This window comes from Sediminivirga luteola (genome assembly GCF_014639315.1).
GTDB classification, from domain to species: Bacteria; Actinomycetota; Actinomycetes; order Actinomycetales; family Brevibacteriaceae; genus Sediminivirga; species Sediminivirga luteola.
Genome location: NZ_BMFY01000015.1, coordinates 1 through 25915 on the forward strand (window position 1 = coordinate 1; position 25915 = coordinate 25915).

At 72.2% G+C, this 25915-nt stretch carries 23 protein-coding genes; all 23 read left to right on the forward strand.

What is annotated here, in order from left to right; translation table 11 throughout:
* The first annotated feature begins 1269 nt into the window (after positions 1-1269).
* The 23 genes from IEW13_RS14390 (at position 1270) to der (ending at position 25835) form a co-directional block, all read left to right on the forward strand.
* Positions 1270-2004, forward strand: a complete 735-nt coding sequence (locus IEW13_RS14390; RefSeq protein ID WP_188551629.1) for a tetratricopeptide repeat protein — start codon at positions 1270-1272, stop codon at positions 2002-2004.
* Positions 1994-3181, forward strand: a complete 1188-nt coding sequence (locus tag IEW13_RS14395; protein ID WP_188551630.1) for an HAD-IIA family hydrolase — start codon at positions 1994-1996, stop codon at positions 3179-3181. Before IEW13_RS14390 ends, IEW13_RS14395 begins: the two co-directional genes overlap by 11 nt.
* Positions 3178-3381 (forward strand): hypothetical protein, encoded by a 204-nt coding sequence (locus IEW13_RS14400; RefSeq protein ID WP_188551631.1) that lies wholly within the window; start codon positions 3178-3180, stop codon positions 3379-3381. The genes IEW13_RS14395 and IEW13_RS14400 overlap by 4 nt, the downstream gene beginning before the upstream one ends.
* Positions 3375-4235 (forward strand): TlyA family RNA methyltransferase, encoded by an 861-nt coding sequence (locus IEW13_RS14405; RefSeq protein ID WP_373283588.1) that lies wholly within the window; start codon positions 3375-3377, stop codon positions 4233-4235. The genes IEW13_RS14400 and IEW13_RS14405 overlap by 7 nt, the downstream gene beginning before the upstream one ends.
* Complete coding sequence (locus tag IEW13_RS14410) at positions 4232-5158, forward strand: NAD kinase (RefSeq protein ID WP_188551632.1); 927 nt, start codon at positions 4232-4234, stop codon at positions 5156-5158. Before IEW13_RS14405 ends, IEW13_RS14410 begins: the two co-directional genes overlap by 4 nt.
* Positions 5155-6873 (forward strand): DNA repair protein RecN, encoded by a 1719-nt coding sequence (gene recN / locus IEW13_RS14415; RefSeq protein WP_188551633.1) that lies wholly within the window; start codon positions 5155-5157, stop codon positions 6871-6873. Before IEW13_RS14410 ends, recN begins: the two co-directional genes overlap by 4 nt.
* A gap of 23 nt (positions 6874-6896) precedes the next feature.
* The gene (gene steA, locus IEW13_RS14420) at positions 6897-8153 is read left to right on the forward strand and encodes a putative cytokinetic ring protein SteA (RefSeq protein ID WP_188551634.1); all 1257 of its coding nucleotides are present in this window, start codon (positions 6897-6899) and stop codon (positions 8151-8153) included.
* The gene (locus tag IEW13_RS14425) at positions 8150-9199 is read left to right on the forward strand and encodes a copper transporter (protein WP_188551635.1); all 1050 of its coding nucleotides are present in this window, start codon (positions 8150-8152) and stop codon (positions 9197-9199) included. Before steA ends, IEW13_RS14425 begins: the two co-directional genes overlap by 4 nt.
* A 2-nt stretch (positions 9200-9201) precedes the next feature.
* The gene (locus IEW13_RS14430; protein WP_188551636.1) at positions 9202-10044 is read left to right on the forward strand and encodes a hypothetical protein; all 843 of its coding nucleotides are present in this window, start codon (positions 9202-9204) and stop codon (positions 10042-10044) included.
* On the forward strand, positions 10041-11714 hold the full coding sequence (gene murJ, locus IEW13_RS14435; protein ID WP_188551637.1) for a murein biosynthesis integral membrane protein MurJ: 1674 nt from the start codon (positions 10041-10043) through the stop codon (positions 11712-11714). The genes IEW13_RS14430 and murJ overlap by 4 nt, the downstream gene beginning before the upstream one ends.
* Positions 11715-11878: 164 nt before the next feature.
* The gene (locus IEW13_RS14440; RefSeq protein ID WP_188551638.1) at positions 11879-13051 is read left to right on the forward strand and encodes a glycosyltransferase family 4 protein; all 1173 of its coding nucleotides are present in this window, start codon (positions 11879-11881) and stop codon (positions 13049-13051) included.
* Entirely contained in the window at positions 13048-14244 is a 1197-nt protein-coding gene (locus IEW13_RS14445) for a glycosyltransferase family protein (protein ID WP_188551639.1), read from the forward strand. The genes IEW13_RS14440 and IEW13_RS14445 overlap by 4 nt, the downstream gene beginning before the upstream one ends.
* Before the next feature lie 44 nt (positions 14245-14288).
* Complete coding sequence (gene pyrG, locus IEW13_RS14450) at positions 14289-15980, forward strand: CTP synthase (protein ID WP_229745198.1); 1692 nt, start codon at positions 14289-14291, stop codon at positions 15978-15980.
* A complete protein-coding gene (locus IEW13_RS14455; RefSeq protein ID WP_188551640.1) occupies positions 15973-16761 on the forward strand; it encodes an NUDIX domain-containing protein in 789 nt (262 codons plus the stop codon). The genes pyrG and IEW13_RS14455 overlap by 8 nt, the downstream gene beginning before the upstream one ends.
* 170 nt (positions 16762-16931) lie before the next feature.
* A complete protein-coding gene (gene xerD / locus IEW13_RS14460; RefSeq protein WP_188551706.1) occupies positions 16932-17849 on the forward strand; it encodes a site-specific tyrosine recombinase XerD in 918 nt (305 codons plus the stop codon).
* A 426-nt stretch (positions 17850-18275) separates the two neighbouring features.
* Positions 18276-19136 carry a ParA family protein gene (locus IEW13_RS14465; protein ID WP_229745213.1) on the forward strand — a complete coding sequence of 287 codons (861 nt, stop codon included), beginning with the start codon at positions 18276-18278 and terminating at the stop codon, positions 19134-19136.
* Between the two features lie 65 nt (positions 19137-19201).
* Positions 19202-20137 (forward strand): segregation and condensation protein A, encoded by a 936-nt coding sequence (locus tag IEW13_RS14470; protein ID WP_229745199.1) that lies wholly within the window; start codon positions 19202-19204, stop codon positions 20135-20137.
* Positions 20130-20696, forward strand: coding sequence for an SMC-Scp complex subunit ScpB (scpB, locus tag IEW13_RS14475; protein ID WP_188551643.1), 567 nt, complete (start codon positions 20130-20132; stop codon positions 20694-20696). The genes IEW13_RS14470 and scpB overlap by 8 nt, the downstream gene beginning before the upstream one ends.
* A 34-nt stretch (positions 20697-20730) precedes the next feature.
* Positions 20731-21564 carry a pseudouridine synthase gene (locus tag IEW13_RS14480; protein ID WP_308420835.1) on the forward strand — a complete coding sequence of 278 codons (834 nt, stop codon included), beginning with the start codon at positions 20731-20733 and terminating at the stop codon, positions 21562-21564.
* Positions 21565-21632: 68 nt separating this feature from the next.
* Complete coding sequence (locus tag IEW13_RS14485; protein WP_188551645.1) at positions 21633-22784, forward strand: prephenate dehydrogenase; 1152 nt, start codon at positions 21633-21635, stop codon at positions 22782-22784.
* Positions 22781-23461: a (d)CMP kinase gene (cmk, locus tag IEW13_RS14490; protein WP_188551646.1), complete on the forward strand. Its 681-nt coding sequence runs from the start codon at positions 22781-22783 to the stop codon at positions 23459-23461. The genes IEW13_RS14485 and cmk overlap by 4 nt, the downstream gene beginning before the upstream one ends.
* A gap of 187 nt (positions 23462-23648) precedes the next feature.
* On the forward strand, positions 23649-24299 hold the full coding sequence (locus tag IEW13_RS14495) for a lysophospholipid acyltransferase family protein (RefSeq protein ID WP_229745200.1): 651 nt from the start codon (positions 23649-23651) through the stop codon (positions 24297-24299).
* A gap of 24 nt (positions 24300-24323) precedes the next feature.
* Positions 24324-25835, forward strand: a complete 1512-nt coding sequence (gene der, locus IEW13_RS14500; RefSeq protein ID WP_188551708.1) for a ribosome biogenesis GTPase Der — start codon at positions 24324-24326, stop codon at positions 25833-25835.
* The last annotated feature ends 80 nt before the right edge of the window (positions 25836-25915 follow it).

Genomic DNA, 25915 nt, shown 5'->3' on the forward strand with positions numbered 1-25915 from the left:
CACTCTAGGGGGTGTGGGAGAGTAAGACGCTGCCGCAATTCTTGTTGGGGGGTCTGCCTGTGTGGGTGGGCCCCCCTTTTTTTTGGTTTGTGTGTGGGTGTGTGGTGGGGGTTTCTGTCATTGGCCATCGTGGTGCTGGATGAGGGGGTAGGTCTGCCCCTTCGCCGCCTGCGACCTCGCGGGTGTTGTCCACAGCACGGATCAGCGGCAGCGGTAGTTCGCTATGATGGAGCCTCGTCCTGCCAGCCGACCGCGGCAGTGACAGCTTGAGAATCCAAACTTTATAGGGAGTGCCGTGACCGAGCCCGAATCCGACCGCCCGCGCGACCGCCGGGAGGACCGCGCCCCCGGAGCGCGTCGCCCGGGTGGCTCAGGCGGTTCTCCCGGACCGGTCGCGGTAACGCTGAGCAACGATACGGCCGTGATGCACCGCGTGACCGCGGCGACAGCTCGGCGCGCGGTGGTAACCGCCAAGCTCCGCGCGATCGCTGGGACGGCTCAACCCCTGACTCTCGTGCAGGCAACCGGGATGAATCGCGCGACCGGAGGGATGGAGCACCGCGAGACCGCGGTGGCAGTTCTTCCCGCGGTCCCCGCGACAGCCAGGGCCGACCGCAGCGTCGCAACGATGGCAATTCCTGGCAAGGGAAGCCCGCAGGCAAGGCCTGGGACCGCGACGGCGATCGTCCGCAGCGTGGGAACAGGGAGAACACCGGCCGTACCGGTGCCGGCTACGATCGGCGCGACGGTTCGTCTCGTGGTATTCGAGACGGCTACTCCGGCTACGATCGTGACGACCGCCGGGGCGATGGCCCCCGAGGCCGCTCGGATCGGGGAACCGGACAACAGCGTGAGTACCGCACCGGCGGGCCGGCCCGGGGGAGCGGCGGCGAAGCCGCGCCCCGTAGGGGCGAAGACCGTCGCGAGACGCGGGGGCGCTGGGACAGCGGTACGGGACGTCGCGACGACCAGAACCGGCGCGGCGGTAGCGACAACAACGGCCGGCAGGAAGGGCGACAGCCCTCGTCTCGCGGCGACCAGCGTTTCCGGGAGTCCGGTCCGGCGCGCGGTGGACGCCCGGCGTCCCGCGGCGACCAGTCGTTCCGGGGATCCGGCCAGGCACCCGACGGACGCTCCGGCGCGAGCCGCGGTGATCGACGCCCCGGCCAGGACCGCAGGGACTCCAGCCGGCAGAGCGGGCAAAGGCCAGTCGGCGGCTCCGGCGCGCCGCGGACGCCTCAGCCTGGCCGGCGACGGTACGAGCCGCCGGTGCCGGAAGACATCACCGGACGCGAGCTCAGCGGCGCTGTGAAAGCGGAACTCAGGGCGCTGTCCAAGGACAATGCGGAGCACGTCTCGCGCCACCTGGCCGCCGCGGGCCTGTTCATGGAATCCGATCCGGAACTGGCATTCGCCCACGCGGAGACCGCGGTGCGCTCGGCCGGCCGGGTAGGGGCCGTCCGCGAGGCGCTTGGCCTGACCGCCTACGCCCTGGAGCGCTACGAACTGGCCGGACGCGAGCTGCGCACGCATCGGCGGATCACCGGCAGAGACGACCACCTTCCGGTGATCGCCGACTGCGAGCGGGGACGCGGCCGCCCGGAAAAGGCCCTCGAACTCTACGAGGAAAGCCGCGAACTCCAGCTCACCCCCGCAGTGCGCACCGAGCTGACGATCGTCGCCGCCGGCGCGCACATGGACAGCGGCGACACCGCCTCCGCGCGGCGCCTGCTGGAGCGCGAGGATTTCCGTCAGCCCGCATCCCCGGCGCTCGTGCGGTTGCTCTCCGCCTACGCCGACGTACTGGAGGCTGAGGGAGACCCGGACGCCGGACGCTGGGAGGAACTGGCCCGTCGCACCGCCGGCGCCATCGGTACGCAGTACGGAGACGACGTCGACCCCAATGAGGACATCGAGTTCCTCGAGGTCGAGGAAGAGCTCCAGGAGAACGCGGAGGACGACGACGAAGCGGCAGGCGAGGCGGGGAGCGGCGATGCTCGCTGAGCGGTACGACGCGCTGCTTTTCGACCTCGACGGCGTCGTGTACACCGGACCGGATCCGGTACCCGGTGCGGTGAAATCGATCACTGCGCTGCGGGAGCTGCGGCCGGTGCGGTACGTCACCAACAACGCCTCCCGCACACCGGAGCAGGTCAGCGATCAGATCTCCGCCCTCGGCGTCCCCTGCACCTCTGCCGAGGTGACGAGCTCCGCGCACGCCGTCGCCGAGCTGCTGCGTACCCGCTACCCGGCCGGCACCCCTGTCCTCACGGTCGGCGGCAAAGGACTGCTCACTGCCCTGCGCGAGCGGGAGCTCGAACCGGTCGGCACCCTTGACGAGGGCCCTGCGGCGGCGGTACAGGGCTTCGACCCGGAGGTGAGCTGGCGCCGCCTGGCCGAGCTCGCCGCCGCGGTCCACTCCGGGATCCCCTGGTACGCCTCGAACCTGGACCTGACCATCCCCACCGACCGCGGCATCATGCCGGGCAACGGCTCCCTCGCCGCCGCGGTCACCAACGCCACCGGCCGGCAGCCGGAGTCCGCGGGAAAGCCGGAGCCGGCGATCTTCCGCACCGCCCTCCAGGACACCGGCGGCAGCACCGCACTCGTCATCGGAGACCGTCTCGACACGGACATCCTGGGCGGGAACCGCGCCGGAATGGACACCGCGCTCGTGCTCACCGGCGTGCACGGCCTGGCGGACGCGCTCTACGCGCCGGAGGCCCAGCGGCCCCGGTACATCCTGCGCTCGCTGCGGGATCTGCAGGAGGACCTGGACCAGCGCATCGACCAGGCGTACGCCGGAATGACGGTCGCAGACGGCGCACTGCGGATGCAGGACGCGGCCTCCGGTGCCGGTGCCGGTGCCGACGCAGCTCCGGCACCCGGCGGAACCCCCGGGGCAGTGGTGCCGGGCCATGCCCGCGAGGTTACCGCCGCCGTGGGGAACTCGGCCGGGACCACCGGCCGCGCAGCCGTCGCCGGCAGTTCCTCCGGGACGCTTGCCGGGAACGTCACCCCCGAGAGCGCCACCGGCGCTCCCGCCCTCGCGGACAGCCCCGGGCTCGCGGACCGTCCCGACGCCGCAGTCCTGACCGCCGCGCTGCGCCGGTGCTGGGAGGCACTGGACGCCGGTGTCGCGATCGACGAGAGCCCCCTGCCCGGGAGCTGGCCGCGATGAGCACCTCAGCCCCGAAGCCCGGACCCCGGCCAGGCGCGGCGGATCTCGACGAGGAGGCCTACGCCGCCCGGATCGCGCAGCTGCGCGCGATCCTGGACGAAGGCGAAGCCGATCCGGAGGCACTGGCTGCCGCCGCGGAGCAGCTGGCCGCGCTGCTGAGCGGACTCGACGCCGAACTGGGGGAGCAACCGGGATCGTGATGCGTCTGGACCGTGCCCTCGTCGACCGCAGACTCGCGGAATCCCGGACACGCGCGGCCCGGCTCATCGCGGACGGCCAGGTCAAGGTGGACGGCGTCACCGTCACCAAGACCGCTCATCCGGTCGGCACGGGCTCCCGCATCGAGCTCAGCGCCACCGACCGCTACGTCGCCCGCTCCGCCCACAAGCTCGCCGGCGCGCTACGGGATATGGGCCTGTTCTCGCGGATCGCCGGCCGTCGCTGCCTGGACGCCGGCGCCTCCACCGGAGGCTTCACCCAGGTGCTGCTGGAGCACGGCGCCGCCCGCGTCGAAGCCGTCGACGTCGGGCACGGCCAGCTCCACCCGCGCATCGCCGCCAGGCCCGAAGTGAGCAACCGCGAGGGCACCACCGTGCGCGGTCTCGCACCAGAAGACATCGGCGGCCCGGTCGACCTCACGGTCGCGGACCTGTCCTTCATCTCCCTGGAACTCGTGCTGCCCTCGCTGGCGGCCTGCACCCGGCCCGGCGGCTGGCTCCTGCTGATGGTCAAACCGCAGTTCGAACTCCAGCGCGCCGACCTCGACTCCCACGGCGTGGTGACCGACCCGGGCGCCCGTGCCCGCGCTCTCACCCGGGTGCTCCATGCCGCCGCCGGGAGCGGGCTCCAGGTCTCGGGCGCGGCGGCGTCGCGGCTGCCGGGACCGAGCGGGAACCTGGAGTACTTCCTGTTCTGTGACAGAGTGGAGGAGGACCGGGACCCCGATCCCCGGGTACGGTCCTTCATCGGGCAGATCGCCGCCGGGCACGGCGCCCCCGCGGTGGTGGAACCCGTGCGGCCCGCGGCCGCACCGCGCAGTGAGGAGGGTACATGAGCAGGCAGGTCATGGTCGTGCTGCACACCGGACGCGACGATGCCCTTGAGGCTGCGCTGTCGGTATGCCGTGCCCTCGCCCAGGACGGCATCGTGCCCGTCCTGCTGGAGCCCGATGCCGCCCGGTTGCGCGCGCACGCCTCCACCCGGCCGCTGCCGCCGCTGCGGGTGGTCGCCGATGCCGAACTCGCGCAGGTGCGGGACGGCATCGAGATCGCCATCGTGCTCGGCGGCGACGGGACGATCCTGCGCTCCGCCGAACTGTTCTACGGCACCGGCGTGCCCATCCTCGGTGTCAACCTCGGTCACGTCGGCTTCCTGGCCGAAAGCGAACGCGAGGACCTGGACCTCGCGGTGCACCGCGTCGCCGACCGCGACTACGACGTCGAGGAGCGCATGGCCATCGAGGTCACCGCCCACGCCGACGGCGAGGAGATCGGCCGCACCTGGGCGCTCAACGAGGCCACCGTGGAGAAGAGCGAGCGCGAGCGCATGATCGAGGTCGTGCTGGGCATCGACGACCGGCCGATCTCCGGCTTCGGCGGCGACGGCGTCATCCTGGCCACGCCGACCGGTTCGACCGCCTACGCCTTCTCGGCCGGGGGGCCCGTCGTCTGGCCGGAAGTGGAGGCCCTGCTCGTGGTGCCGCTGAGCGCGCACGCGCTCTTCGCCAGGCCCCTCGTGGTCTCGCCCGACTCGGTGCTCACCGTGGACGTGATCCACGCGCCCTCCGGCACCGGCGGAGTGCTGTGGTGCGATGGCCGCCGCGCCTTCGAAGTTCCCATCGGCACCCGCATCACCGCTCGCCGCTCCGCCACCCCGGTGCGGCTGGCCAGGCTGGCCCGAGGTCCGTTCGCGGACCGTCTCGTCGCGAAGTTCAAGCTGCCCGTGGCCGGGTGGCGCAGTCAGGCGGAGCAGGCATGATCGAACGACTCAAGATCGACGACCTGGGCGTCATCTCCTCCGCGGAGGTGGAGTTCGGGCCCGGGCTGAGCGTCGTCACCGGAGAGACCGGCGCCGGCAAGACGATGGTGGTGACCGCGCTGGGCCTCCTGCTGGGGGCCCGGGCCGACTCCGGGCGGGTACGCGCCGGAGCCGACCGCGCCGTGGTGGAGGGGGACTTCGCACTCCCGGAGCCGCTGGCCGCAAGACTCGGGGACCGCGTCCGCGAAGCAGGCGGGGACCTCGACGGCGAGGTGCTGACCCTGGCGCGGATCCTCTCGGAGAAGGGCCGTTCCCGTGCCGTCGCCGGCGGCCGCACCGTGCCCAACGGCGTCCTGGGGGAACTCGGGGAGCACCTGGTCAGCGTGCACGGCCAGACGGAACAGCTGACGCTTCGCCAGCCGGCCGCCCAGCGGGCGCTGCTGGACCGCTTCGGCGGGCAGCCGCTGGCGCGGGCGCTGGACCGCTACCAGGATGCCTACGCCGCATGGAAGGACAGCGCCGCGACCCTCGCCGAGCTGACCGCCTCGGAATCGGAGCGCCACGAGCGCATCGCGCAGCTGCGCCGTGCGCTGGAGGAGATCGCGGAGGTGCGCCCGGAACCTGGTGAGGACGTCGCGCTGGCGAACCTCTCCCAGCGGCTCGGCGCGCACGAGGAACTCCGGCAGGCCGCCCAGCTGGCCCATGACGCGCTGGCCGGCGGCGATGCCGAAGAGACCCCGTGCGCCGTCGACCTGGTCGAGCAGGCCCGCCGTGCCGTCGACGCGGCTGCCTCTTCCGACAGCACCCTGACCGCGCATCAGGAGACGCTGGCGGACCTGTCCTACCGGCTCGCCGACGCCGCCCAGGAACTCTCCGGGTACCTCAGCGACCTCGGTGAGGCGGGCGAGGCCGATATCGAGCAGATCGAGGGCCGGCGCGCGCGGCTGGCATCCCTGCGGGTCTACGGAGAGACCGCCGATGAGGTGCTCGCCTATGAGGAGCGTGCCGCCGCGGAACTGCTGCGGTTGGAGAACGACGACGCTTCCCTGGAAGGCCTGGCCGCCCGCACCGAGGAACTCGCCGCCGCGCTCGCCGAGGCCGGCGCGGTGCTGCGCGCGGAGCGGGAACGCGCCGCCGCCGCCCTGGAAGAGGACGTCGCGGTGGAGCTGGCCGCCCTGGCAATGCCCGGCGCTCGCCTGTCGGTGCAGCTCGACGAGCCCGGCGAACCGGGACCGCACGGCACCGAAGGCGTGCGCATCCGGCTGCAGCAGCACGCCGGCGCCCAGCCGCAGGACATCGCCAAGACCGCCTCCGGCGGCGAGCTGTCCCGCGTCATGCTCGCCCTCGAGGTCGTCATCGGCGAAGTGGACCCCGTCCCCACCTTCGTGTTCGACGAGGTCGACGCCGGTGTGGGGGGCCGCGCCGCGGTGGAGATCGGCCGCCGCCTGGCCCGGCTGGCCCGCCACTCCCAGGTACTCGTCGTCACGCATCTGCCTCAGGTCGCGGCCTGGGCGGACGCGCACATCAACGTGGTCAAAGCGACAGGGGAGGAAACCGGCCACAACGCGCCGATCTCCGGGGTCGAACGCCTCGACGACGCCCAGCGCGCAGCCGAGCTGGCCCGGATGCTCGCCGGACAGGACGAATCCGAGGTGGCCCTGGCACATGCTCGCGAGCTCATCGCCTCGGCCCGGGAGGAGATGTCGTCCTGGTGAAGGCCGTGCGAAGATAGGGCATTATGAAGCTGCGCAAGGCCCGTAAACCGGGGGACAGGAACTCCGCGATCCCGGAGACCTCCGACTCCCTCGCCCGCCTGGACCGGCGCACGAAGGACCTCACCAAGCGGCTGCAGCCCGGCGAGATCGCCATCATCGACCACGAGGACATCGACCGCGTCTCCGCCGAGGCCCTCGTCGAGTGCCGGCCGGCGGCCGTCGTCAACGCCGCCAAGTCCATCTCCGGCCGCTACCCGAACCTGGGCCCGGGGATCCTCCTGGACGGCGGCATCCCGCTGATCGACGATGCCGGGGGCCAGCTGTTCGAGCGGATCACCGAGGGCGACCGGATCCGCGTCGAAGGCGGCCGGGTGCTCCGCGGCGACGAGGAGATCGCCGCCGGGGTCCTGCAGACGAGGGAAAGCATCGACGCCGATATGGCCACCGCCGAGGCCGGCATGGACGATGCTCTGGTCTCCTTCGTGGAGAACACCATCGAGTACGTCCGCAAGGACTCCGACCTCCTGCTGGGCAAGGTGGGCGTGCCGCACGTCCGCACGGACTTCACCGGGCGCCAGGCGCTCATCGTGGTGCGCGGCTACCACTACAAAGAGGACCTGGCGATGCTCCGGCCGTATATCCGCGAGTACCGGCCCATCCTGATCGGCGTGGACGGCGGGGCCGATGCGATCCTGGAGGCCGGCTACCAGCCCGACATGATCGTCGGCGATATGGACTCCGTCTCCGACACCGCCCTGACCTCCGGCGCCGAGCTCGTCGTGCACGCCTACCGCGACGGCCGCGCCCCCGGCGTCGAGCGCCTGCACGATCTGGGGCTCGAATGCGTGCTCTTCCCGGCCTCAGGCACCAGCGAGGACATCGCGATGCTGCTCGCCGACGACAAGGGCGCCAGCCTGATCGTCGCGGTGGGCACCCACGACACCCTCATCGAGTTCCTCGACAAGGGCCGCAAGGGCATGGCGTCCACCTTCCTGACCCGGCTGCGCGTCGGCTCGAAGCTCGTGGACGCCAAGGGCGTGTCCCGGCTCTACCGCCAGCGGATCTCCAGCCTTCAGCTGGCCCTGCTGGTGGTAGCCGGATTCGTCGCGCTCTCCGCGGCCGTCACCGCGACCCCCGGCGGGCAGACCCTGCTGGGCCTCATCGGCGCGAACTTCGACGGCTTCTTCCAATGGCTCCGCGGCCTGTTCGACTCGACCCCGCCGACCGCCGCGGACCTCGGCATCGTCTCCCCGCTACTGAAGGACTCCCTCACGCCGTGATCGACTTCCGTTACCACCTGGTCTCCCTCATCTCCGTGTTCCTGGCGCTGGCGATCGGGATCATCCTGGGCGCCGGCCCCTTAAGGGAACCCATCGGGGAGTCGCTGACTCAGCAGGTCGAGTCGCTGCGCGAGGACCGGGACCAGCTCCGCCAGCAGGCGCAGGCCGCCGAAGCGCTCAGCGAAGCCCAGGGCGCCTTCGTCGAGCAGAGCGCGCCCCGGCTGCTGCGCGACTCCCTGAACGATGTGCCCGTCGTAGTGATCGGTCTGCCCAGCGCCGATGACGAGGTGCTCGCCGGTCTTCAGACCCGGCTGGGCGAGGCCGGCGCCGGACCAGTCACCACCGTGACGCTCGCCGAGGACTTCCTGGACGCCCAGGCGGACGACGCCCGCGCCGCGCTCGACGAGATCGACCCCGGTCTGCCACAGGACACCGCCGGCCTGCTGGAGGCACTCGCCCGCGGGGTCTCGCCGGCCGCGCAGAGCGGCTCCGGCAGCGACGGCGAGAACGCGGCAGAGGACGGCGACGGCGCGCCCGAATCCGGCGAGCCCGGTGCGCCGGAGGACTACCTGCAGGCGCTCGTCGACGCCGGGCTGATCGGGACCAGCGAGAACGCCGCACCCGACGCGCGGCTGGCCATCGTGGTCGGCCGGGACCACAGCGCGGTCCAGCCCGCGCCAGCGGAAGAGACGCAGACGGCCGGCCCCACAGAGGAGAGCGACCCCCTGCAGACCGTGGACAGCGGCGCGACCGAGGCGTTCACCGGTTTCGCCCACTCACTGGAGAACAGGATGGACGGCGTCGTCGTCGCCGGTGACGGGCTCTCCGCCACCGAGGGGCTGGTGGCCGCGCTGCGCGCCGAGGAACCGGCGCTGTCCACCGTTGACGGCATCGTCAGCCCCGCCGGCCAGGTCATCGCCGTGCTCGCCGGTGCCGAACAGCTCGACGGAGGCCGCGGCGACTACGGCTTCACCGCCGATGAGCTCCTCCCGCCCGAGCCCCGCACCGCGGGCGGGAACGACCAGCAGGACGACCAGGAAGGCTGATCATGCTCCGCTCCCTCGCCTCCATCGCCCTCGCGGCAGGTGCCGGATACGGCGTGGCGCGCACCGTCATGGTGCTGCGCGGCGCCCTGCCGGGAAGCGCCCGGCTCGAACGGCCCAACCACCGCGGTGACACCGTGACCCTCCTGGAGGGTCCCGCCTACGCCGCGGGTGCGCTGGCCGGGATTGCCGCCGGCACGGACGGCCGGGTGGCCGCGGCCGCCGCCACCGCCACGTCCTGCGCCGCGGTGCTCGGGGCGGTCGACGATCTGGCCGACCGCGGCGACTCCAAGGGCTTCCGCGGTCACCTGCGGGCCCTGTCCGAGGGCCGGGTGACCACGGGCCTGCTGAAGGTCGCCGGCATCGGCGCGGCCGGCCTGGGTGCCAGCGCCATCCTCCTGACCGGCGGCAGGCCTCCGGCGGCGCGCGCCTCCGGTGCGGTGGCCGGCGCGGCCGATGTGCTCGTCTCCGGTGCCCTGATCGCCGGCAGCGCGAACCTCGTGAACCTGCTCGATCTGCGGCCCGGACGGGCGCTGAAGGCCGGCTACCTGGCGATCCTCGCCTCCGGCGGAGGGCTGCGGCCCGCGCCACTGGTGGCCGCGGCAGCCGGCGCCGGGGCCGCCGTCCTGCCCGACGACCTCGCCGGCCGGTCCATGCTGGGCGACTGCGGCGCCAATGCGCTCGGCGCGCTGCTGGGCGTGCACGCCGTGCTGAGCCGCACACCGCGCAGCCGCGCCGTGCTCCTGGCGGGCATCGTCGCGGCGACCGCGGCCAGCGAGCGGATCAGCTTCACCCGCGTGATCGAATCCACTCCCGTCCTCCGCGAGCTCGACGCGCTCGGCCGGTGAACGCCCCCGCGGGCATCGGCGCGGCCCGGCTGGCCCGGCTGCTCGCCTCCACCGCCCTCCTGGTCTCGGCCATCACCCTGGCCAGCCGGATCTTCGGCTTCGGGCGCTGGCTGGTGTTCTCCCCGGCGGTCGGCGCCGGCGGCGTGGGCACCGCCTACCAGTCGGCGAATCAGCTGCCCAATGTCCTTTTCGAGGTGATCGCCGGCGGCGCGCTCAGCGGCGCCATAGTCCCGCTGCTCGCCGCGCCGCTGGCCGCCGCCGACCGCGCCACCGTCAGCCGGATCGCCTCGGCGCTGCTGACCTGGGCGCTCACCGTCACAGTGCCGCTGGCGCTGCTGGTGGCCGTGTTCCACCGGCCGCTGGCGGCCGTACTGCTGTCCACCTCCTCGGGAGCGCACGAGCCGGGCACCGTGGACCTGGCCGGGCGGCTGTTGCTGATGTTCGCCCCGCAACTGGTCTTCTACGCCCTGGGCGCCGTGCTGGTGGGGGTGCTGCAGGCGCACCGGAAGTTCCTGTGGCCGGCGTTCATGCCGCTGCTGTCCTCCGTCGTGGTGATGGGCAGCTACATCGCCTTCGCCGCGACCAAGGACGGCATCGGCCCGCGTGAGGCCGGGCTCACCGCCGAGCTGTGGCTGGGCCTGGGCACCACCGCCGGGGTGCTGGCCCTCTCCGTGCCGCTGCTGCTGCCCACCCGGAACGCCGGGGTGCGGCTGCGCCTGAGCTGGCGGTTCCCGCCGGGCGTGGCCCGCCGGGCGTTCCGGCTCGCTACCGCCGGTATGACCGCGCTCCTGGCGCAGCAGGCCTCGGTCGTGACCATCATGCTACTGGCCAACCGCGTCGGCGGCACGGGCGCGTATGTGGTGTTCACCTACGCCCAGGCGGTCTACCTGCTGCCCTATGCCGTGCTGGCGGTGCCGCTGGCGACGGTCGCGTTCCCGCGGCTGAGCGAACGGGCGCAGACCGGCAGCCGGGAGGAGTTCGCCGAGGCCGCCGCCAGGGGCCTGCGCACCATCCTGCTGGCCTCTGCCGCCGGCGTGGCGCTCCTGATCGCCGCGGCCGCACCGCTGCAGGAGTTCTTCCTGACCATCGACGCGGCGGGTGACCAGGACGGCGTCCCGCTGACGGGACTGGGCACCGCGGTGCTGCTGATGAGCCTGGGCCTGCCCGGGTGGGCGCTCGTGGCCTATGTCTCACGTGCCTGTTATGCGCAGGAGCGCTCGCGGTACGCCGCCGGCAGCACCGCGGCCGGCTGGGCCGCCGCCGTCGTGGCGTCCCTCGTGCTGGTCCCGGTGCTCATCCGCCTCTCACCGTCCTGGGGCACGGACGGACCCGCCACCACGGGGGAGGCGACGCTGTGGGCGCTGGCCCTGGGGAACTCCGCCGGCATGGTCGTCGCCGGTGTGCTGCTGCTGATCGCCCTGCGGCGGATCTCCGGAGCCGGGGCGCTGGCCGGAGTTCCCTCGACGCTCCTGGTCCTGGTGCCGGGCGCGGTGCTGGGCGCCTGGGCCGGCCGGACCGCGGGGGAGTGGCTGATGACGGTGCTGGAGTTCGGCCCGGCCGCCTCGGCGGTGCTGGCAGGCCTGGCCGCCGGCACGCTCGCCCTGGCCGTGGTCGGCGTGCTCGTGGCGGGGCTGCGACGCGGACTGGTGCACGATATCCGCGCCCTGTGACCTTTCGCTGTGCCCGGCGCGGGCACAGACGCGGCCGGGCACGCTGGGCGGGGCCCGAGCATCACGGGCAGGCAACGACTCTGCGACGACCGGCCCTGGAGGCGCCGGAGGGTGCGGCGCACGGCTAGTATGGCGGTAGAGGTTGTTCGCAGAGAGGAGTCCGGGTGTCCACCACGCGCATCGTCCTGGTGCTCGGTTCCTCCGCCGGGGGTGTGGGCGTGCACATCGCCGGGCTGGCCAGGGAATTCGCCGAGCGCGGACACCGCGTGGGCGTGATCGGCCCAGCCGAGACCGATGCCCTGTTCCGGTTCTCCTCAATCCCCGGTGTGAAGTTCGCCGCCGTGCCCATCCCCGCTCATCTGTCGCTCAAGGAGACCGCCGCCGTGAGCGCCGTGCGTGCCCTCGTCGCGGGATTCCACGCCGATGTCGTCCACGCCCACGGTTTCCGCGCCGGGCTGCTCAGCGCCCTGGCCATCCGCCGCATGCGGCGCTCGCGGCGGCCCCGGCTCGTCTCCACCTGGCACAACGCCATCCTGTCCACCGGGGCCCGGCGCCGGCTCGAACGCGGCGTGGCCCGGCTGATCGCGCGCAGCGCCGACGTCGTCCTGGGCGCCAGCACCGATCTGGTGGATCTGGCCCGCGAGCTGGGCGCCGAACATGCCGCTTTCGCTCCCGCCGCCGCGCCCACGCCGACGTTCGGCGAGGACGTCAACTACTCCCTGGCGCGCCGCCGGCTGCTCTCCGAGCTGGGCCTCTCGCCGGACGCCATCCTGGTGCTCACCGTCGGCCGCGTCGCCCGGCAGAAGGACCTGGGCACCCTTCTGGACGCCGCCGCACTCTGGCGGCAGACGCATCCGCGGATCCACTCCATCGTCGCCGGCGGCGCCGACGCCAAGGTGCTCGAGCCGCTCGAGGCGCGGGTGCGCGCCGAGCGGCTACCCGTGCGATTCCTCGGCCAGCGGCAGGACGTCGCGGCGCTCAACATCGCCGCCGACATGGTCGTCCTGACCAGCACCTGGGAGGCCCGCGCCCTGGTGATCCAGGAGGCCATGCTCACCGGCAAAGCCGTCATCGCCACGGCGGTGGGCGGTCTTCCCGAGCTCATCGGCGATGCCGGCATCCTGGTGCCCGCCGGAGACGCCGAGGCCGTCGCCGACGCGGTCCGTGCCCTCGCGGACGATCCGGTGCGCCGCAGCGAGCTCGGCCGCCAGGCCGCCATCCGCGCCCTCGATTTCCCCGATGAGGCGCACGTCGCCGACGTCATCGAGGAGTTCTACGCCAGCCGCCCCGCGAGCCCTGGCAACCCCGGCAATCCGAAGGAGAGCACGACGCCATGACGCATCCCGGCCCGCAGACCGCCCAGCTGGACGCGCCGCCCGCGGGGGCCCGCATCCTGCACGTGGTACAGGACACCGGGGATGCTCAAGGCTCCCTGAGCCCCGTCGCCGAGCTGGCCGGGATCGCGATCGGCGCCCAGCGCGAGGCGCGCCTGGCCGCCGGCGTCGCGGGCACCAGCCGCATCGTGGAAGCCGTACTCGCGCAGGCCGGCACCCCCGAGGAGGAGGTGCTCCGCCTGGAGGCGCCCATCGGCGGCCAGCCCTCCCCGGCCGATCCCCGTAGCGCCTTCACCCTGCACCGCGCCTACCCCTTCACGGACATCGTCCATGCCCACGGCCTGGGCGCCGGCGTGATCGCCGCCCTGGGCATGACGGGGCTGCCCAGGCGGCTCCGCCCGGCGCTGGTCGTCACCCTGGGCCGGGACTCCGGTGAGAGCGGCAGCTCCGTGCTGGACCGCTCCGGGCAGGCGCTGATCGCCAAGCACGCCGATGTGCTGCTTGGCTCCACCGCCGGGATCACCGAGGCTTTCGCGGACCAGGTGCCGATCACCCGCCGGGCGCCGCTGCTGCGGCCGGAGGACCCGCCGGCCCCGCTGGTACCCCGCAAGGACCGGTCCACCGTCCGGCGGGAACTCGGGCTGGGCGAGGACACCTGGCTGATCGCCGCGCCGATCGCGCTGCAGGACTCCACCGCGCTGACCACGATCGTCGACGCCAGCCGCCTGGTGGGCAAGGGGCGCGTGGGGCGCAGCGCCGTGCTCGCCCTGACGGGCACCGGATCCGAGCGCAGCACGATCGCCCGGGAGTTCGCCACCCGCCGCGACTTCTCCCTGGTGCTGCCCGAGCCAGCGGACCAGCCCAGCGTGCTGGCCGCCGCGGACGTGGTCATCGCCTCCGAGCGGATGTCCGGCGTGGATGGGGACGCGCTGCTCCAGCTCGGCCGCCCCGCCATCGGGATCGGCACCCGCAAGCTCGGCGCGCTGCTGGGCGACGAACTCGTCCTGGTCCCGGAGGACGACACCGATGCGCTCGTCAAGGCGGTCCACCTGCTGCTGGACGACCCCATCGCCCGCGGCCGCATGGGGCACGCGGCGAAACGCCGCGTCAGCGCCTCGAACCCCGCCGAAACCGCTGCCACGGAGCTGCTGGACGCCTATGCGGCGGCCCTGAGGAACCGCCGCGCCGGCCGCTGAGGACGCCGGTTCCGGACTGGTCCGCGATGGTATAGTGAAGGTCCGTGGATCAGCGAATCGCCCCGGGCGTCGGGGACAAAAAGACCCAGCACATCTTCGTCACCGGGGGCGTCGCGTCCTCGCTCGGCAAGGGCCTGACCGCGTCCAGCCTCGGCCACCTGCTCGCCCAGCGCGGCCTGAAGGTCGCCATGCAGAAGCTCGATCCCTACCTCAACGTGGATCCGGGCACCATGAACCCGTTCCAGCACGGTGAGGTCTTCGTCACCGACGACGGCGCGGAAACAGATCTGGACATCGGGCACTACGAGCGCTTCCTGGGCACCAACCTGGACGCCAGCGCGAACGTCACCACGGGCCAGATCTACTCCACCGTCATCGCCAAGGAGCGACGCGGCGCCTACCTCGGCGACACCGTCCAGGTGATCCCGCACATCACCGACGAGATCAAGAACCGGATGCGCGCCCAGGCCACGGGCGCCCGCGCCACCAGCGAGGACGGCGGCGCCCCGGACGTCATCATCACCGAGATCGGCGGCACCGTCGGCGATATCGAATCCCAGCCTTTCCTGGAGGCGGCCCGTCAGATCCGCCACGACATCGGCCGTGAGAACGTCTTCTTCGTGCACGTCTCCCTGGTGCCCTACCTGGGCCCCTCGGGCGAGCTGAAGACCAAGCCCACCCAGCACTCCGTGGCGACGCTGCGCTCGATCGGCATCCAGCCGGACGCCATCGTGCTGCGCTCCGACCGGCCGCTGCCGGACTCCATCCGCGCCAAGATCGGCTCCGCCTGTGACGTCGACTTCGAGGCGGTCGTGGCGTGCATCGACGCTCCCAGCATCTACGACATCCCCAAGGTCCTGCATAACGGCGGCCTGGACGTGTACGTCATCCGCCGCCTGAACCTGCCGTTCCGCGATGTCGACTGGACCCGCTGGGATCAGCTGCTCGACGTGGTCCACAACCCCGCGCACGAGGTCACGATCGGCCTGGTGGGCAAGTACATCGACCTCCCGGACGCCTATCTGTCCGTGACGGAGGCGCTGCGGGCCGGCGGTTTCGCCAACGACGCGAAGGTGAACATCCGCTGGATCCGCTCCGACGACTGCGAAACCGAGGCGGGCGCCCAGGAGGCACTCGGCGATGTGGACGCCATCTGCGTGCCCGGCGGCTTCGGCATCCGGGGGATCGAGGGCAAGGTCGGCGCGCTGCGGTACGCCCGCGAGCACGGCATCCCCACCCTGGGCCTGTGCCTGGGCCTGCAGTGCATGGTGATCGAGTACGCCCGGCACAAGGCCGGCATCGAGGGCGCCTCCTCCAGCGAGTTCGATCCTGACACCGCCCAGCCCGTCGTGGCGACGATGGCCGAGCAGGCCGAGTTCGTCGCCGGCGACGGCGACCTGGGCGGGACGATGCGGCTGGGTCTGTACGAGGCGCAGTTGCTCCCCGGCTCCGTGGTGGCATCGGTCTACGGTCAGGAGCGCGTGACGGAGCGGCACCGGCACCGCTACGAGGTGAACAATGCCTACCGCGATCAGCTGACCGAGGCCGGCCTGGTCGTCTCCGGCACCTCCCCTGAGGGCACGCTCGTGGAGTTCGTCGAACTCCCCCGCGAAGAGCACCCCTACTACGTCGCCACCCAGGCGCACCCGGAGCTGCGCAGCCGGCCCACCGAGCCGCATCCGCTGTTCTCCGGTCTCGTCGAGGCGGCGCTGGCCCGCCGCGGCGTCCATGCCTGAGCCCGCGGAGGGGACGCCTGCGCCCGAGCCCGGCCTGCCGACGGGCGCGCCGGGATCTGCGGGACGGGCCGGAGCGTCAGCAGTGGCCCGGACGGCGGCAGGGGCCGAGGCGGCAGGTGCCGGTGACCGGGAGACTCCCGAGTTCGTTCCCGCGCTCGCCGATGAGCTGGTCCCGCTGCCGGTGCTGCGCCGCGAGGTCGTCCATCGCAGCTACGTCTGGGACATCGTCGACGAGGAGATCCGCCTGCCCGGGCAGGACGAGTCCTTCCAGCGCGAATACGTGGACCACCCGGGGGCCGTCGCGGTCGTCGCCGTGAACGACCGGGACGAGGTACTGCTGATCCAGCAGTACCGGGTCCCGGCCCGGGCCCGGCTCTGGGAGCTCCCGGCGGGGCTGCTGGACATCGACGGCGAGGACCCGGCGGTCGCCGCGCGGCGCGAGCTGGAGGAGGAGACCGATGTCACCTGTGGCCGGCTCGACCACCTCGTCGACCTGTTCAACACGCCCGGCGGATCGAGCGAGACGCTCCGGATCTATCTGGCCCGCGATCTCTCGCCCGTCCCGGAAGACCGCCGTACCGAGCGGCAGCACGAGGAACGGGAGATCGTTCCCCGCTGGGTGCCGCTGGATGAGGCCCTGAACGCGATCATGGCGGGCACGCTGCACAATGCGCCGCTGCTCATCGGCCTGCTCACCGCGGAGCGCTACCGCGCGCAGGGCTGGCAGGGACTGCGCGGCGCCGATGTGCCCTGGCCGTCCCGGAGGCTGCGAGGCCAGTGACCGGCCCGACGCCCTCCGCTGGCTCCGCAGACGCCGCGACGGGCACTGCCCGGGACCTCGCCGTGCGCAGCCGGGACGAGGCCGCCGCAGACGGCACCGGCGAGGCCCGGGCGGGGAGCTCCGGCGGGAGCCGCGCCGGAACTCCCGGTCAGCAGGACCTGCCGGCGTCCATGGCGGAGCAGCTGCAAGGGTACCTGCAGCATCTGCGATTCGAACGGGGCCTCTCCGTCAACACCCTGAGCGCCTACCGCGCCGATCTGCGCCGCTACGGTGCCTGGCTGCATGCCCGCGGGGTGGACGATCTGGCCGAGGTGCACCCCAGCGACGTGGCCGCCTACGCTGCCGCGCTGGCACAGGGGCACGACGGCCTGCCGCGGCTGGCGACCCGATCGGTGAGCCGCAGCGTGACCTCCGTGCGGCGGCTGCACCGCTTCCTCGCCGAGGAAGGAATCACCGCCCAGGACCCCGCCGCCGACACCGCCCCGCCGCGTGAGGGCCTGCGCCTGCCGAAGGCGCTCGGCATCGACGAGACGATCCGGCTGGTGGAGGCCATCGGCGGTGAGGAACCCGCTCGGTTGCGGGGGCGAGCCCTGCTGGAGCTGCTCTATGCCTCCGGCGCGCGCATCTCCGAGGCGGTGGGCGCCGACGTCGATGATCTCGACCTGACCGAGGGCCTGGTGCGGCTTTACGGCAAGGGCGGCAAGGAACGGCTCGTGCCGGTCGGCGGGCAGGCGGTGGCGGCGCTCGACGCCTGGCTGGTCCGGGGAAGGCCGGCCTTCGCGGCCCGGCAGCGCGGAACCCAGCGCGCCGGGGCGCTGTTCCTCAACGCCCGCGGGGGGCGGCTGAGCCGGCAGAGCGCCTGGAAGCTGATCAAGGAGGCCGCCGGGCTGGCCGGCATCACCGCCGAGGTCTCCCCGCACACGTTGCGGCACTCCTTCGCCACGCATCTGCTCCAGGGCGGTGCGGACGTCCGCGTCGTGCAGGAACTCCTGGGCCACGCCTCGGTGACGACGACGCAGATCTACACCAAGGTCAGTCAGGATGCCTTGCTGGAGGTCTACGCCACGGCTCACCCGCGGGCGCGCTGACCGGCCACCACTCGCTGTCCAGACGCCCTCTCCGCTGAGCGGACCCGGGGGCGCGCACAGGCTTCCGCCGCCTCTGCCACTGCCGAAAGCCCGCGCACGGCGTACCCGCGCGGGCGGAGGCCTCGACTTCTCCGGTGGTGGGGTGCGTCAGCCGGGCGCGGTGTAGGAGGGGCGTGCGTCAACCGGGCGTGGTGCCGGAGAGTCACGTGACAGGACCACATCGTAGTGACGGGACACCACCGTCTACGGTGTCGTTTTGTCACTAGCGTGTGGTTCTGTCACTTGGGTGTGGTTTCGTCGCGCGCCGGCGTAGCCAGTGTTTCCCGGCCGCCTCCGGTGCCTTCGCCGGTATACGCTAGAGCGTGGAACGTCTACTGTGAGGAACGATCATTGACTCAGGAAGTGCGCCAGGGAAAGCAGGAGGAACTGGGTCTCGGTGAGGTCGAGCGCACCGGTCCCACCGGGCGCCCGCTGCGGGACTTCCCGGAGCCGCCGCCCCTCGACGGGCACGGCCCGGCGCGCATCATCGCGATGGTCAATCAGAAGGGCGGGGTCGGCAAGACCACCTCCACCATCAACCTGGGCGCCGCGCTGGCCGGGTACGGCCGCCGCGTCCTGCTGGTCGATTTCGACCCCCAGGGCGCACTCTCCGTGGGCCTGGGCATCAACCCGCATGAGATCGAGCTGAGCGTGTACAACGTGCTCATGAGCTCCCGCGTGGCCGCCAGCGACGTGATCGTGCCCAGCGGCATCGAGGACATCGACATCCTCCCGGCGAACATCGACCTCTCCGCGGCGGAGGTGCAGCTGGTCGGCGAGGTGGCCCGCGAGCAGGTGCTGCTGCGGGCGCTGCAGCCGGTCAGCGACGACTACGACGTGATCCTGATCGACTGCCAGCCCTCACTGGGACTGCTCACCGTGAACGCCCTGACCGCCGCCCACGGCGTGATCATCCCCCTGGAGACCGAGTTCTTCGCGCTGCGCGGCGTGGCGCTGCTGGTGGAGACCATCGAGAAGGTCCAGGACCGGCTCAACCCGGCCCTGGAGATCGACGGCATCCTGGCCACCATGTTCGACTCCCGCACGCTGCATTCCCGCGAGGTCATCGACCGGGTGATCGAAGCCTTCGGCGAACGTGTCTTCGACACGGTCATCTCCCGCACCGTCAAGTTCCCGGACGCCTCCGTCGCCGCCGAGCCGATCACCTCCTTCGCCCCGCGGCACGCCGGTGCCGAGGCCTATCGCCAGCTGGCGCGCGAGCTCATCGCGCGCGGCGGGGCGCCCTGAGCCCGGAGACCTCTGTGGCCGCCATGGAGTCAGGCACTCCCGCGCCCGCATCGGCGCCTGCTCCTGTGCCCGAGCCGGGCGCCACGGTACCCGAGCGCGGGAACACCGGCGTGGGGAGCGGGCAGGCGGCGCCGGATGGGACGGCGGACACCCCGGAGGGCAAGACAGACACCCCGGAGGAGAGCGGCTTCCACGTCGCCCTGGAGAACTTCAACGGCCCGTTCGACCTGCTGCTCACCCTGATCGGCCGGCGGAAGCTCGACATCACCGAGGTGGCGCTGGCCGAGGTCACCGACGAGTTCATCGGCTATGTGCGGTGGCTGCACGAACGGTACGGCGAGGATCCCAAGGCGGGCGTGCGCGCCCTCGACGAGATCAGTGAATTCCTGCTGGTCGCCGCCACGTTGCTGGACCTGAAGGCGGCCCGGCTGCTGCCCTCCGGGGAGGTCGAGGACGAGGAGGACATCGCGCTGCTGGAGGCGCGGGACCTGCTCTTCGCCCGGCTGCTGCAGTACCGCGCCTACAAGAGCGTCTCGGCGGTGCTGTTCGAACGCTGGGAGCAGGCGCAGCTGGCAGTGCCGCGGCGTGTACCGCCGGATCCGGCGGTGGCACGCGCGCTGCCGGAACTGGTATTCACCGCGACCCCGGCCCTGCTCGCCGCCCTGGCCGCGGGACTGTTCTCCCGCCCTCCGGCGCCGGAGCCGGAGGTGGGGGTGAGCCATCTGCACGGCTCGCCGGTCTCGGTGCGGGAGGAGTCCCTGGAGATCTCGCGCCGGCTGGCCTTCGCCCCCTCCGAGGGACTGGACTTCCGCGAGCTGATCGCCGATGCGGGTGATCGCCTGACGGTGGTGGTGAGGTTCCTGGCGCTGCTGGAGCTGTACCGTGCCTCGGTGATCGCCTTCGAGCAGGACTCGCCGCTGGGCTCGCTGCGGGTGCGGCGCGTGGGCGAGCTGACGCAGGAGCAGGCGGACCGGATGGAGGAGTTCGAGGCCGATGAGTGAGCAGGCGCTGGAGAATCCCCGTGCCGCGCTCGAGGCGATCCTGATGATCGCCGAGGAGCCAGTGCAGATGGAGCAGCTGGAACTGGCTCTCGTCCAGCCGCGCGAGCGCCTGGAGCAGTTGCTGCAGGAACTGGCGGAGGACTACGACGGCACGGCGCCGGGCGCCCGCCGGCGCGGATTCATGCTGCAGCGCGCCGCCGGGGGCTGGCGGATCGCCGCCCGGCCGGAACACCACGAGCTGCTGGGCCGCTTCCTCAACGCCGGGCAGACCTCCACCCTGTCCCAGGCAGCGATGGAAACCCTCGCGATCGTCGCCTACCGGCAGCCGGTCTCCCGTGCGCGGATCGCCGCCGTACGCGGGGTGAGCGTCGACGCGGTGGTCCGTACGCTGCTGCTGCGCGGGCTCATCGCCGAGGTCGACACCGACCCCGCGACCGGCGCGCGGCTGCTGGGCACCACCCGGCTGTTCCTGGAACAGCTCGGCCTGGAGAGCATCGACGAGCTGCCTGACCTGGCGCCGTTCCTGCCCGATGACGAGGACCAGCCCGAAGGCCTGTAGGTACCGGCGGCGTTCATGGGCGATAATGGAGGCCATGCCCCGAAGCCAGCCCTCCCGCCAGAACCGCACGCCCGACGCGCCGCGGCCCAGCCGCCGCGATCGCGCCCGCAAGACCCCTCCGCCGCCGGCGGACCTGCACAAGCCCGAAGGGGTCCGGCTGCAGAAGGTGCTCGCCGGTGCCGGGTTCGGATCCCGGCGCTCCTGTGAGCAGCTGATCCTCGACGGCCGGGTCGCGGTGGACGGCCACACGGTACGCGAACTCGGGATCCGCATCGACCCGGCCCGCCAGACCGTCCACGTCGACGGGCTGCGCGCGACGCTGGACGAGGCGCTCGTGTACCTCGCTTTCAACAAGCCGGCCGGCGTCGTGACGGCTCTGGAGGACCCGGATGGCCGTCCCACGCTCGCGGAGTACCTCACCGACCGCGACGAGCGGCTGTTCCACGTCGGCCGCCTGGACATCGAGACCGAGGGACTGCTGCTGGTCACCAACGACGGCGATCTGACCCATCGCCTCACCCATCCCTCGTGGGAGGTGCCCAAGGTCTACCTGGCGGAGGTCCGCGGCCCCGTGCCCCGGGACGTGGGCCGGCGCCTGAAAGACGGCATCGAGCTGGACGACGGCCTTGCGCGGGTGGACGATTTCAAGCTGGTCGATTCCACGCCCGGCTACGCGCTCGTGCAGATCACCCTGCACTCGGGGCGCAACCGGATCGTCCGCCGCCTGATGGAGGCGGTCGGGCACCCGGTGCTGCGCCTGGTGCGCACGGAGTTCGGGCCGATCCGGCTGGGCGAGCAGCGGCAGGGCACGCTCCGCACCCTCGGGCAGACCGAGGTGGGTGCGCTGATGAAAGCCGTGGGCCTGTAGTGGGCTCTCTGCCGAACGCCGGAGCGAGCAGGGGAGAGAACACCGGAGAGGTCGCGGCGGCGAGTCCGGTGAACACCGTCAAGATTGTCGGCACCGGCCTGCTGGGCACCTCGATCGGGCTGCGGCTGCGCACCCGCGGTGTGCGGGTCCTGCTGGCCGATGCCTCACCCACGATGGCCGCCCTGGCGCGGGACATGGGCGCCGGGGAACCCGATGACGGCAGCGCCTGCGACCTCATCGTCGTCGCGGTGCCGCCCGATGTGGCCGGTCAGGTGATCGCTGCCGAGCTGCGCCGCGACCCGGGCGCCACAGTCACTGACGTCGCCAGCATCAAAGGCCTGCTCCTTCAGCAGGTGCGCGGCCTCGCCACCAAAGCCGAGCTGGACCGCTATATCGGTTCGCATCCCATGGCCGGCCGGGAGAAGTCCGGGGCCGTGGCCGCGCGGCACGACCTGTTCATCGGCCGCCCCTGGGTGGTGTGCTCCGATGAGGACACCCCGCCGGGGCGTCTGCGGCAGGTGCTGGCGCTCATCGAGACGATGGGGGCCACTCCGGTCCACCTGGAGCCGGACTTCCACGATGCCGCCGTCGCCCGGGTCTCCCACGCCCCGCAGGTGATCGCCTCGCTGATGGCCGCCCAGCTCGTGGACGCGCCGCCGGAGGGCGTGGGCCTGGCCGGGCAGGGGCTGCGCGACGTCACCCGCATCGCCGCCTCCGAGCCCGGTCTGTGGGCCAGGATCCTCAGCGGGAACGCGGCTGAGGTGCGACGCGTGCTGCTGGGCGTCCGGGACGGGCTGGACCGGGTCATCGACGCCCTCGACACTGGCGAGGGTGCTGGTGCTGACGCCGGTGCTGGTGTTGACGCTGGTGCCGGCAGCCGGACGCTCAAACCGGGCGCGGTCGCGGAACTGGCCGGCGTCATCGCCGCCGGCAACGAGGGCTACGACCGGATTCCCGGCAAGCACGGGCAGGCGCAGCGGCGCTTCGAGCCGGTCACCGTGCTGGTGGACGACTCGCCGGGCAGCCTGGGGCGCCTGTTCGCGGCCATCGGCGAGATCGGCGTCAACATCGAGGACGTACGGATCGAGCACGCCGCCGGGCAGCCGCTCGGCATCGTAGAGGTGTTCGTGGAGCCGCGGGTGGCACACGAGCTTGCGGAAGCGCTCCGCCGGCGCGGCTGGCGGGTGCCCGTGGAACGACTGACGGAGGAGAACACATGACGATCATCGCCATCGACGGCCCCTCGGGCGTCGGCAAGTCCAGCGTCTCGCGTGAGGTGGCGCGCCGGCTGGGCTACGCCTACCTGGACACGGGCGCGATGTACCGGGCGATGGCATGGCTGGCGCTGGAACGCGGCGTGAGCGATCCGCACGATGTGGTCGAGCTGGTCCGCGGGGCGTACCTGGAGATCAGCACGGATCCGGACGTCAGCAGCGTGGAGATCGATGGGCACGACGTCACCGAGGCGATCCGCGAGGAGCGGGTCAGCACCTCCGTCGTCCTGGTCTCCGGCAATCAGGAGGCCCGGGCCGAGCTGATCGAACAGCAGCAGGACCTGATCGGCGCGTACGCCGAGCCGGGCATCGTGGCAGAGGGCCGGGACATCACGACGGTGGTCGCCCCGCAGGCCGAGGTCAGGGTCCTGATGACCGCCCGCGAGGAGGTGCGTCTGGCCCGCCGCGCCAAGGAACTGCACGGCGAGGCGGACGAGGCGGCGCTCGCGGCCACGCGCGCTCAGGTGATCGACCGGGACAAGCGCGACTCCGAGACGACGAGCTTCCTCACCGCCGCGGACGGCGTCCACACGCTGGACACGAGCGACATCGACTTCGCCACGGCGGTCGCCGCCGTGCTGGAGCTGGCCGAACGGGCCGGGGGAACGAGCGCGGCCGAGTGAACGTGATCGCCGGTTCGAGCGGTACGCCCGTGATGGCCGGTACGGGGAACGGGTCTCGGACGCGTGCCTGCGCGCCGGAGCCGGCTGGCGCGTACGGCGTGCCCGGTACCCGGTTGCGCGCGCATCGTGGACCGCGCGTGCGGGCCAGAGGGCGTGAGCAGCGGCCTGTGCGGCACGAGGAGCAGATGTGAACGCCGTCGCGCGCCCCGGCACCCCCGCCGCCCGGCGATGGATGGGCACCGTGTTCTCCAGTCCGTGGCGAGTCCGGGCGCACGGGCTGGAGCGCCTTCCCGCCGAGGGCGGGGCGCTGCTGGTGGCCAACCACATGACGCTGGTGGACGGTCCGCTGGTGTACACGGTGGTCCGCCGCGGTCTGCACATGCTGGTCAAGAAAGAGATGTTCAGCGGCGTGGTGGGTCGTCTGCTGCTGGACGCCGGTCAGATCCCGATCGACCGCACCGGCAACGACCGTACCGCCTTGAGCACCGCGACCGAGGTGCTGCGCCGCGGTGACCTGGTGGGAATGTTCCCGGAGGGGACCCGAGGGGGAGGGATGCCGGCTGCAGTACGCGGCGGTGCGGCCTTCCTGGCGGTGGGCGCCGACGTTCCCGTGGTGCCGGTGGCGGTCCTGGGCACGAGGCGCCCGGGTGACCGTTCGCGCTTCGCCCCGCCTCCGGGCCGTAGAATCGATGTGGTCTTCGGCGCGCCCGTGCGCCTGGCCGATCAGGAGGGGCTCAGCGGACGCGAGCGCAGGCAGTTGGCCAGCGATGAGCTTCAAGCACTTCTGGCCGGGCACATCGAGGCCGCCTGCCGGCTCACCGGCCAGCGGCTGCCGTGACCTGAAGAACCGACGAGGAGCATGATGACCGAGCAGGGCGAGGAATACCAGCCGGATCCGGAGTTCGCCGCGCGCGTGGCCGGGATCGACGAGGCCGAGGCCGAACAGCGGGCCCAGTCCCTGCGTGCAGGGCTGGAGAGCTACGAGCTCGACGCGGAGGACCTCGCGCTGCTGGACGGCGGGGAGAGCGCCGGGGACACGGACGAGGTCAAAGGACCCGCGCCGGTGCTGGCGATCGTCGGCCGGCCGAACGTGGGCAAGTCCACGATGGTCAACCGCATCCTGGGCCGCCGGGAGGCGGTCGTGGAGGACACGCCCGGCGTGACGCGCGACCGGGTCAGCTACCGGGCTGAATGGAACGGCCGGCCGTTCACGCTGGTGGACACCGGCGGCTGGGACAGCCAGCTCAAGGGCATGGGCAACCGGATCACGGAGCAGGCGGAGATCGCCGTGGAGCTGGCCGATGCGGTGGTCTTCGTGGTGGACGCCACCACCGGCCCGACCGCCACCGACGAGGGCATGGTGGCGATGCTCAGGAAGACGAGGAAGCCCGTCCTGCTGGCCGCCAACAAGGTGGATGACGAGCGCGGTGAGCTGCAGGCAGCGGAGCTGTGGTCCTTGGGTCTTGGGGAGCCGTACCCGGTGTCAGCCATGCACGGCCGGGGAATCGCCGATCTGCTGGATCTGGTGATGGAGAAGCTGCCGGAGGTCTCCGGCGTTCCTGGTGAGGTCGAGACCGGCGGGCCCCGGCGGGTGGCCCTCGTCGGCCGCCCGAATGTGGGCAAGTCCAGCCTGCTCAACAAGCTGCACGGTTCCGAGCGCGTGATCGTGGACAATGTGGCGGGCACGACGCGGGACCCGGTGGACGAGCTGATCGAACTGGGCGGCAAGCAGTGGCGCTTCGTCGACACCGCCGGTATCCGCCGCCGGGCGCATCAGGCCTCGGGCGCAGACTTCTACGCGGCGCTGCGCACCCAGACGGCCTTGGAGAAGGCTGAGGTCGCGATCGTCCTGATGGAGGCCAACGAGCCGCTGAGCGAGCAGGACATCCGGATCGTCAAGAACGTCCTGGACACGGGGAAAGCGCTCGTGCTGGCCTTCAACAAGTGGGACATGCTGGACGAGGAGCGCCGGTACTACCTGGAACGGGAGATCGAACTCGATTTGGCGCATGTGAGCTGGGCGCCGAGGGTGAACATCTCCGCGCGTACCGGACGTCATGCGGAGAAACTGGTCCCGGCGATGGAGACCGCGCTGGAGTCCTGGGAGACGCGCATCCCGACCGGCCGGCTGAACGCCTTCCTGGGCGAGCTGGTGGCGGCCCACCCGCATCCGGTGCGCGGCGGGAAGCAGCCGAGGATCCTCTTCGGCACGCAGGCCTCCACCCGGCCGCCGAAGTTCGTGCTGTTCACCACCGGGTTCCTGGATCCGGGCTACCGCCGGTTCATCCAGCGGCGCCTGAGGGAGACGTTCGGTTTCGAGGGGACCCCGATCGAGATCGCCATGCGGATCCGGGAGAAGCGCAAGAAGCGCTGAGGCGCTGGTCCGCCGGGCTGGCGAGGCGCTGTTCCGCCCGGCTCAGCCGTGCAAGCGCTGTCCCTCACGCCTGGCTCAGC

Coding starts and splice junctions, on each gene's coding strand:
- IEW13_RS14395 (WP_188551630.1), top strand. CDS start 1,994: ATGCTCGCTGAGCGGTACGACGCGCTGCTTTTCGACCTCGACGGCGTC.
- IEW13_RS14400 (WP_188551631.1), top strand. CDS start 3,178: ATGAGCACCTCAGCCCCGAAGCCCGGACCCCGGCCAGGCGCGGCGGAT.
- IEW13_RS14410 (WP_188551632.1), top strand. CDS start 4,232: ATGAGCAGGCAGGTCATGGTCGTGCTGCACACCGGACGCGACGATGCC.
- recN (WP_188551633.1), top strand. CDS start 5,155: ATGATCGAACGACTCAAGATCGACGACCTGGGCGTCATCTCCTCCGCG.
- steA (WP_188551634.1), top strand. CDS start 6,897: ATGAAGCTGCGCAAGGCCCGTAAACCGGGGGACAGGAACTCCGCGATC.
- IEW13_RS14430 (WP_188551636.1), top strand. CDS start 9,202: ATGCTCCGCTCCCTCGCCTCCATCGCCCTCGCGGCAGGTGCCGGATAC.
- IEW13_RS14445 (WP_188551639.1), top strand. CDS start 13,048: ATGACGCATCCCGGCCCGCAGACCGCCCAGCTGGACGCGCCGCCCGCG.
- IEW13_RS14455 (WP_188551640.1), top strand. CDS start 15,973: ATGCCTGAGCCCGCGGAGGGGACGCCTGCGCCCGAGCCCGGCCTGCCG.
- xerD (WP_188551706.1), top strand. CDS start 16,932: ATGGCGGAGCAGCTGCAAGGGTACCTGCAGCATCTGCGATTCGAACGG.
- scpB (WP_188551643.1), top strand. CDS start 20,130: ATGAGTGAGCAGGCGCTGGAGAATCCCCGTGCCGCGCTCGAGGCGATC.
- IEW13_RS14480 (WP_308420835.1), top strand. CDS start 20,731: ATGCCCCGAAGCCAGCCCTCCCGCCAGAACCGCACGCCCGACGCGCCG.
- cmk (WP_188551646.1), top strand. CDS start 22,781: ATGACGATCATCGCCATCGACGGCCCCTCGGGCGTCGGCAAGTCCAGC.
- der (WP_188551708.1), top strand. CDS start 24,324: ATGACCGAGCAGGGCGAGGAATACCAGCCGGATCCGGAGTTCGCCGCG.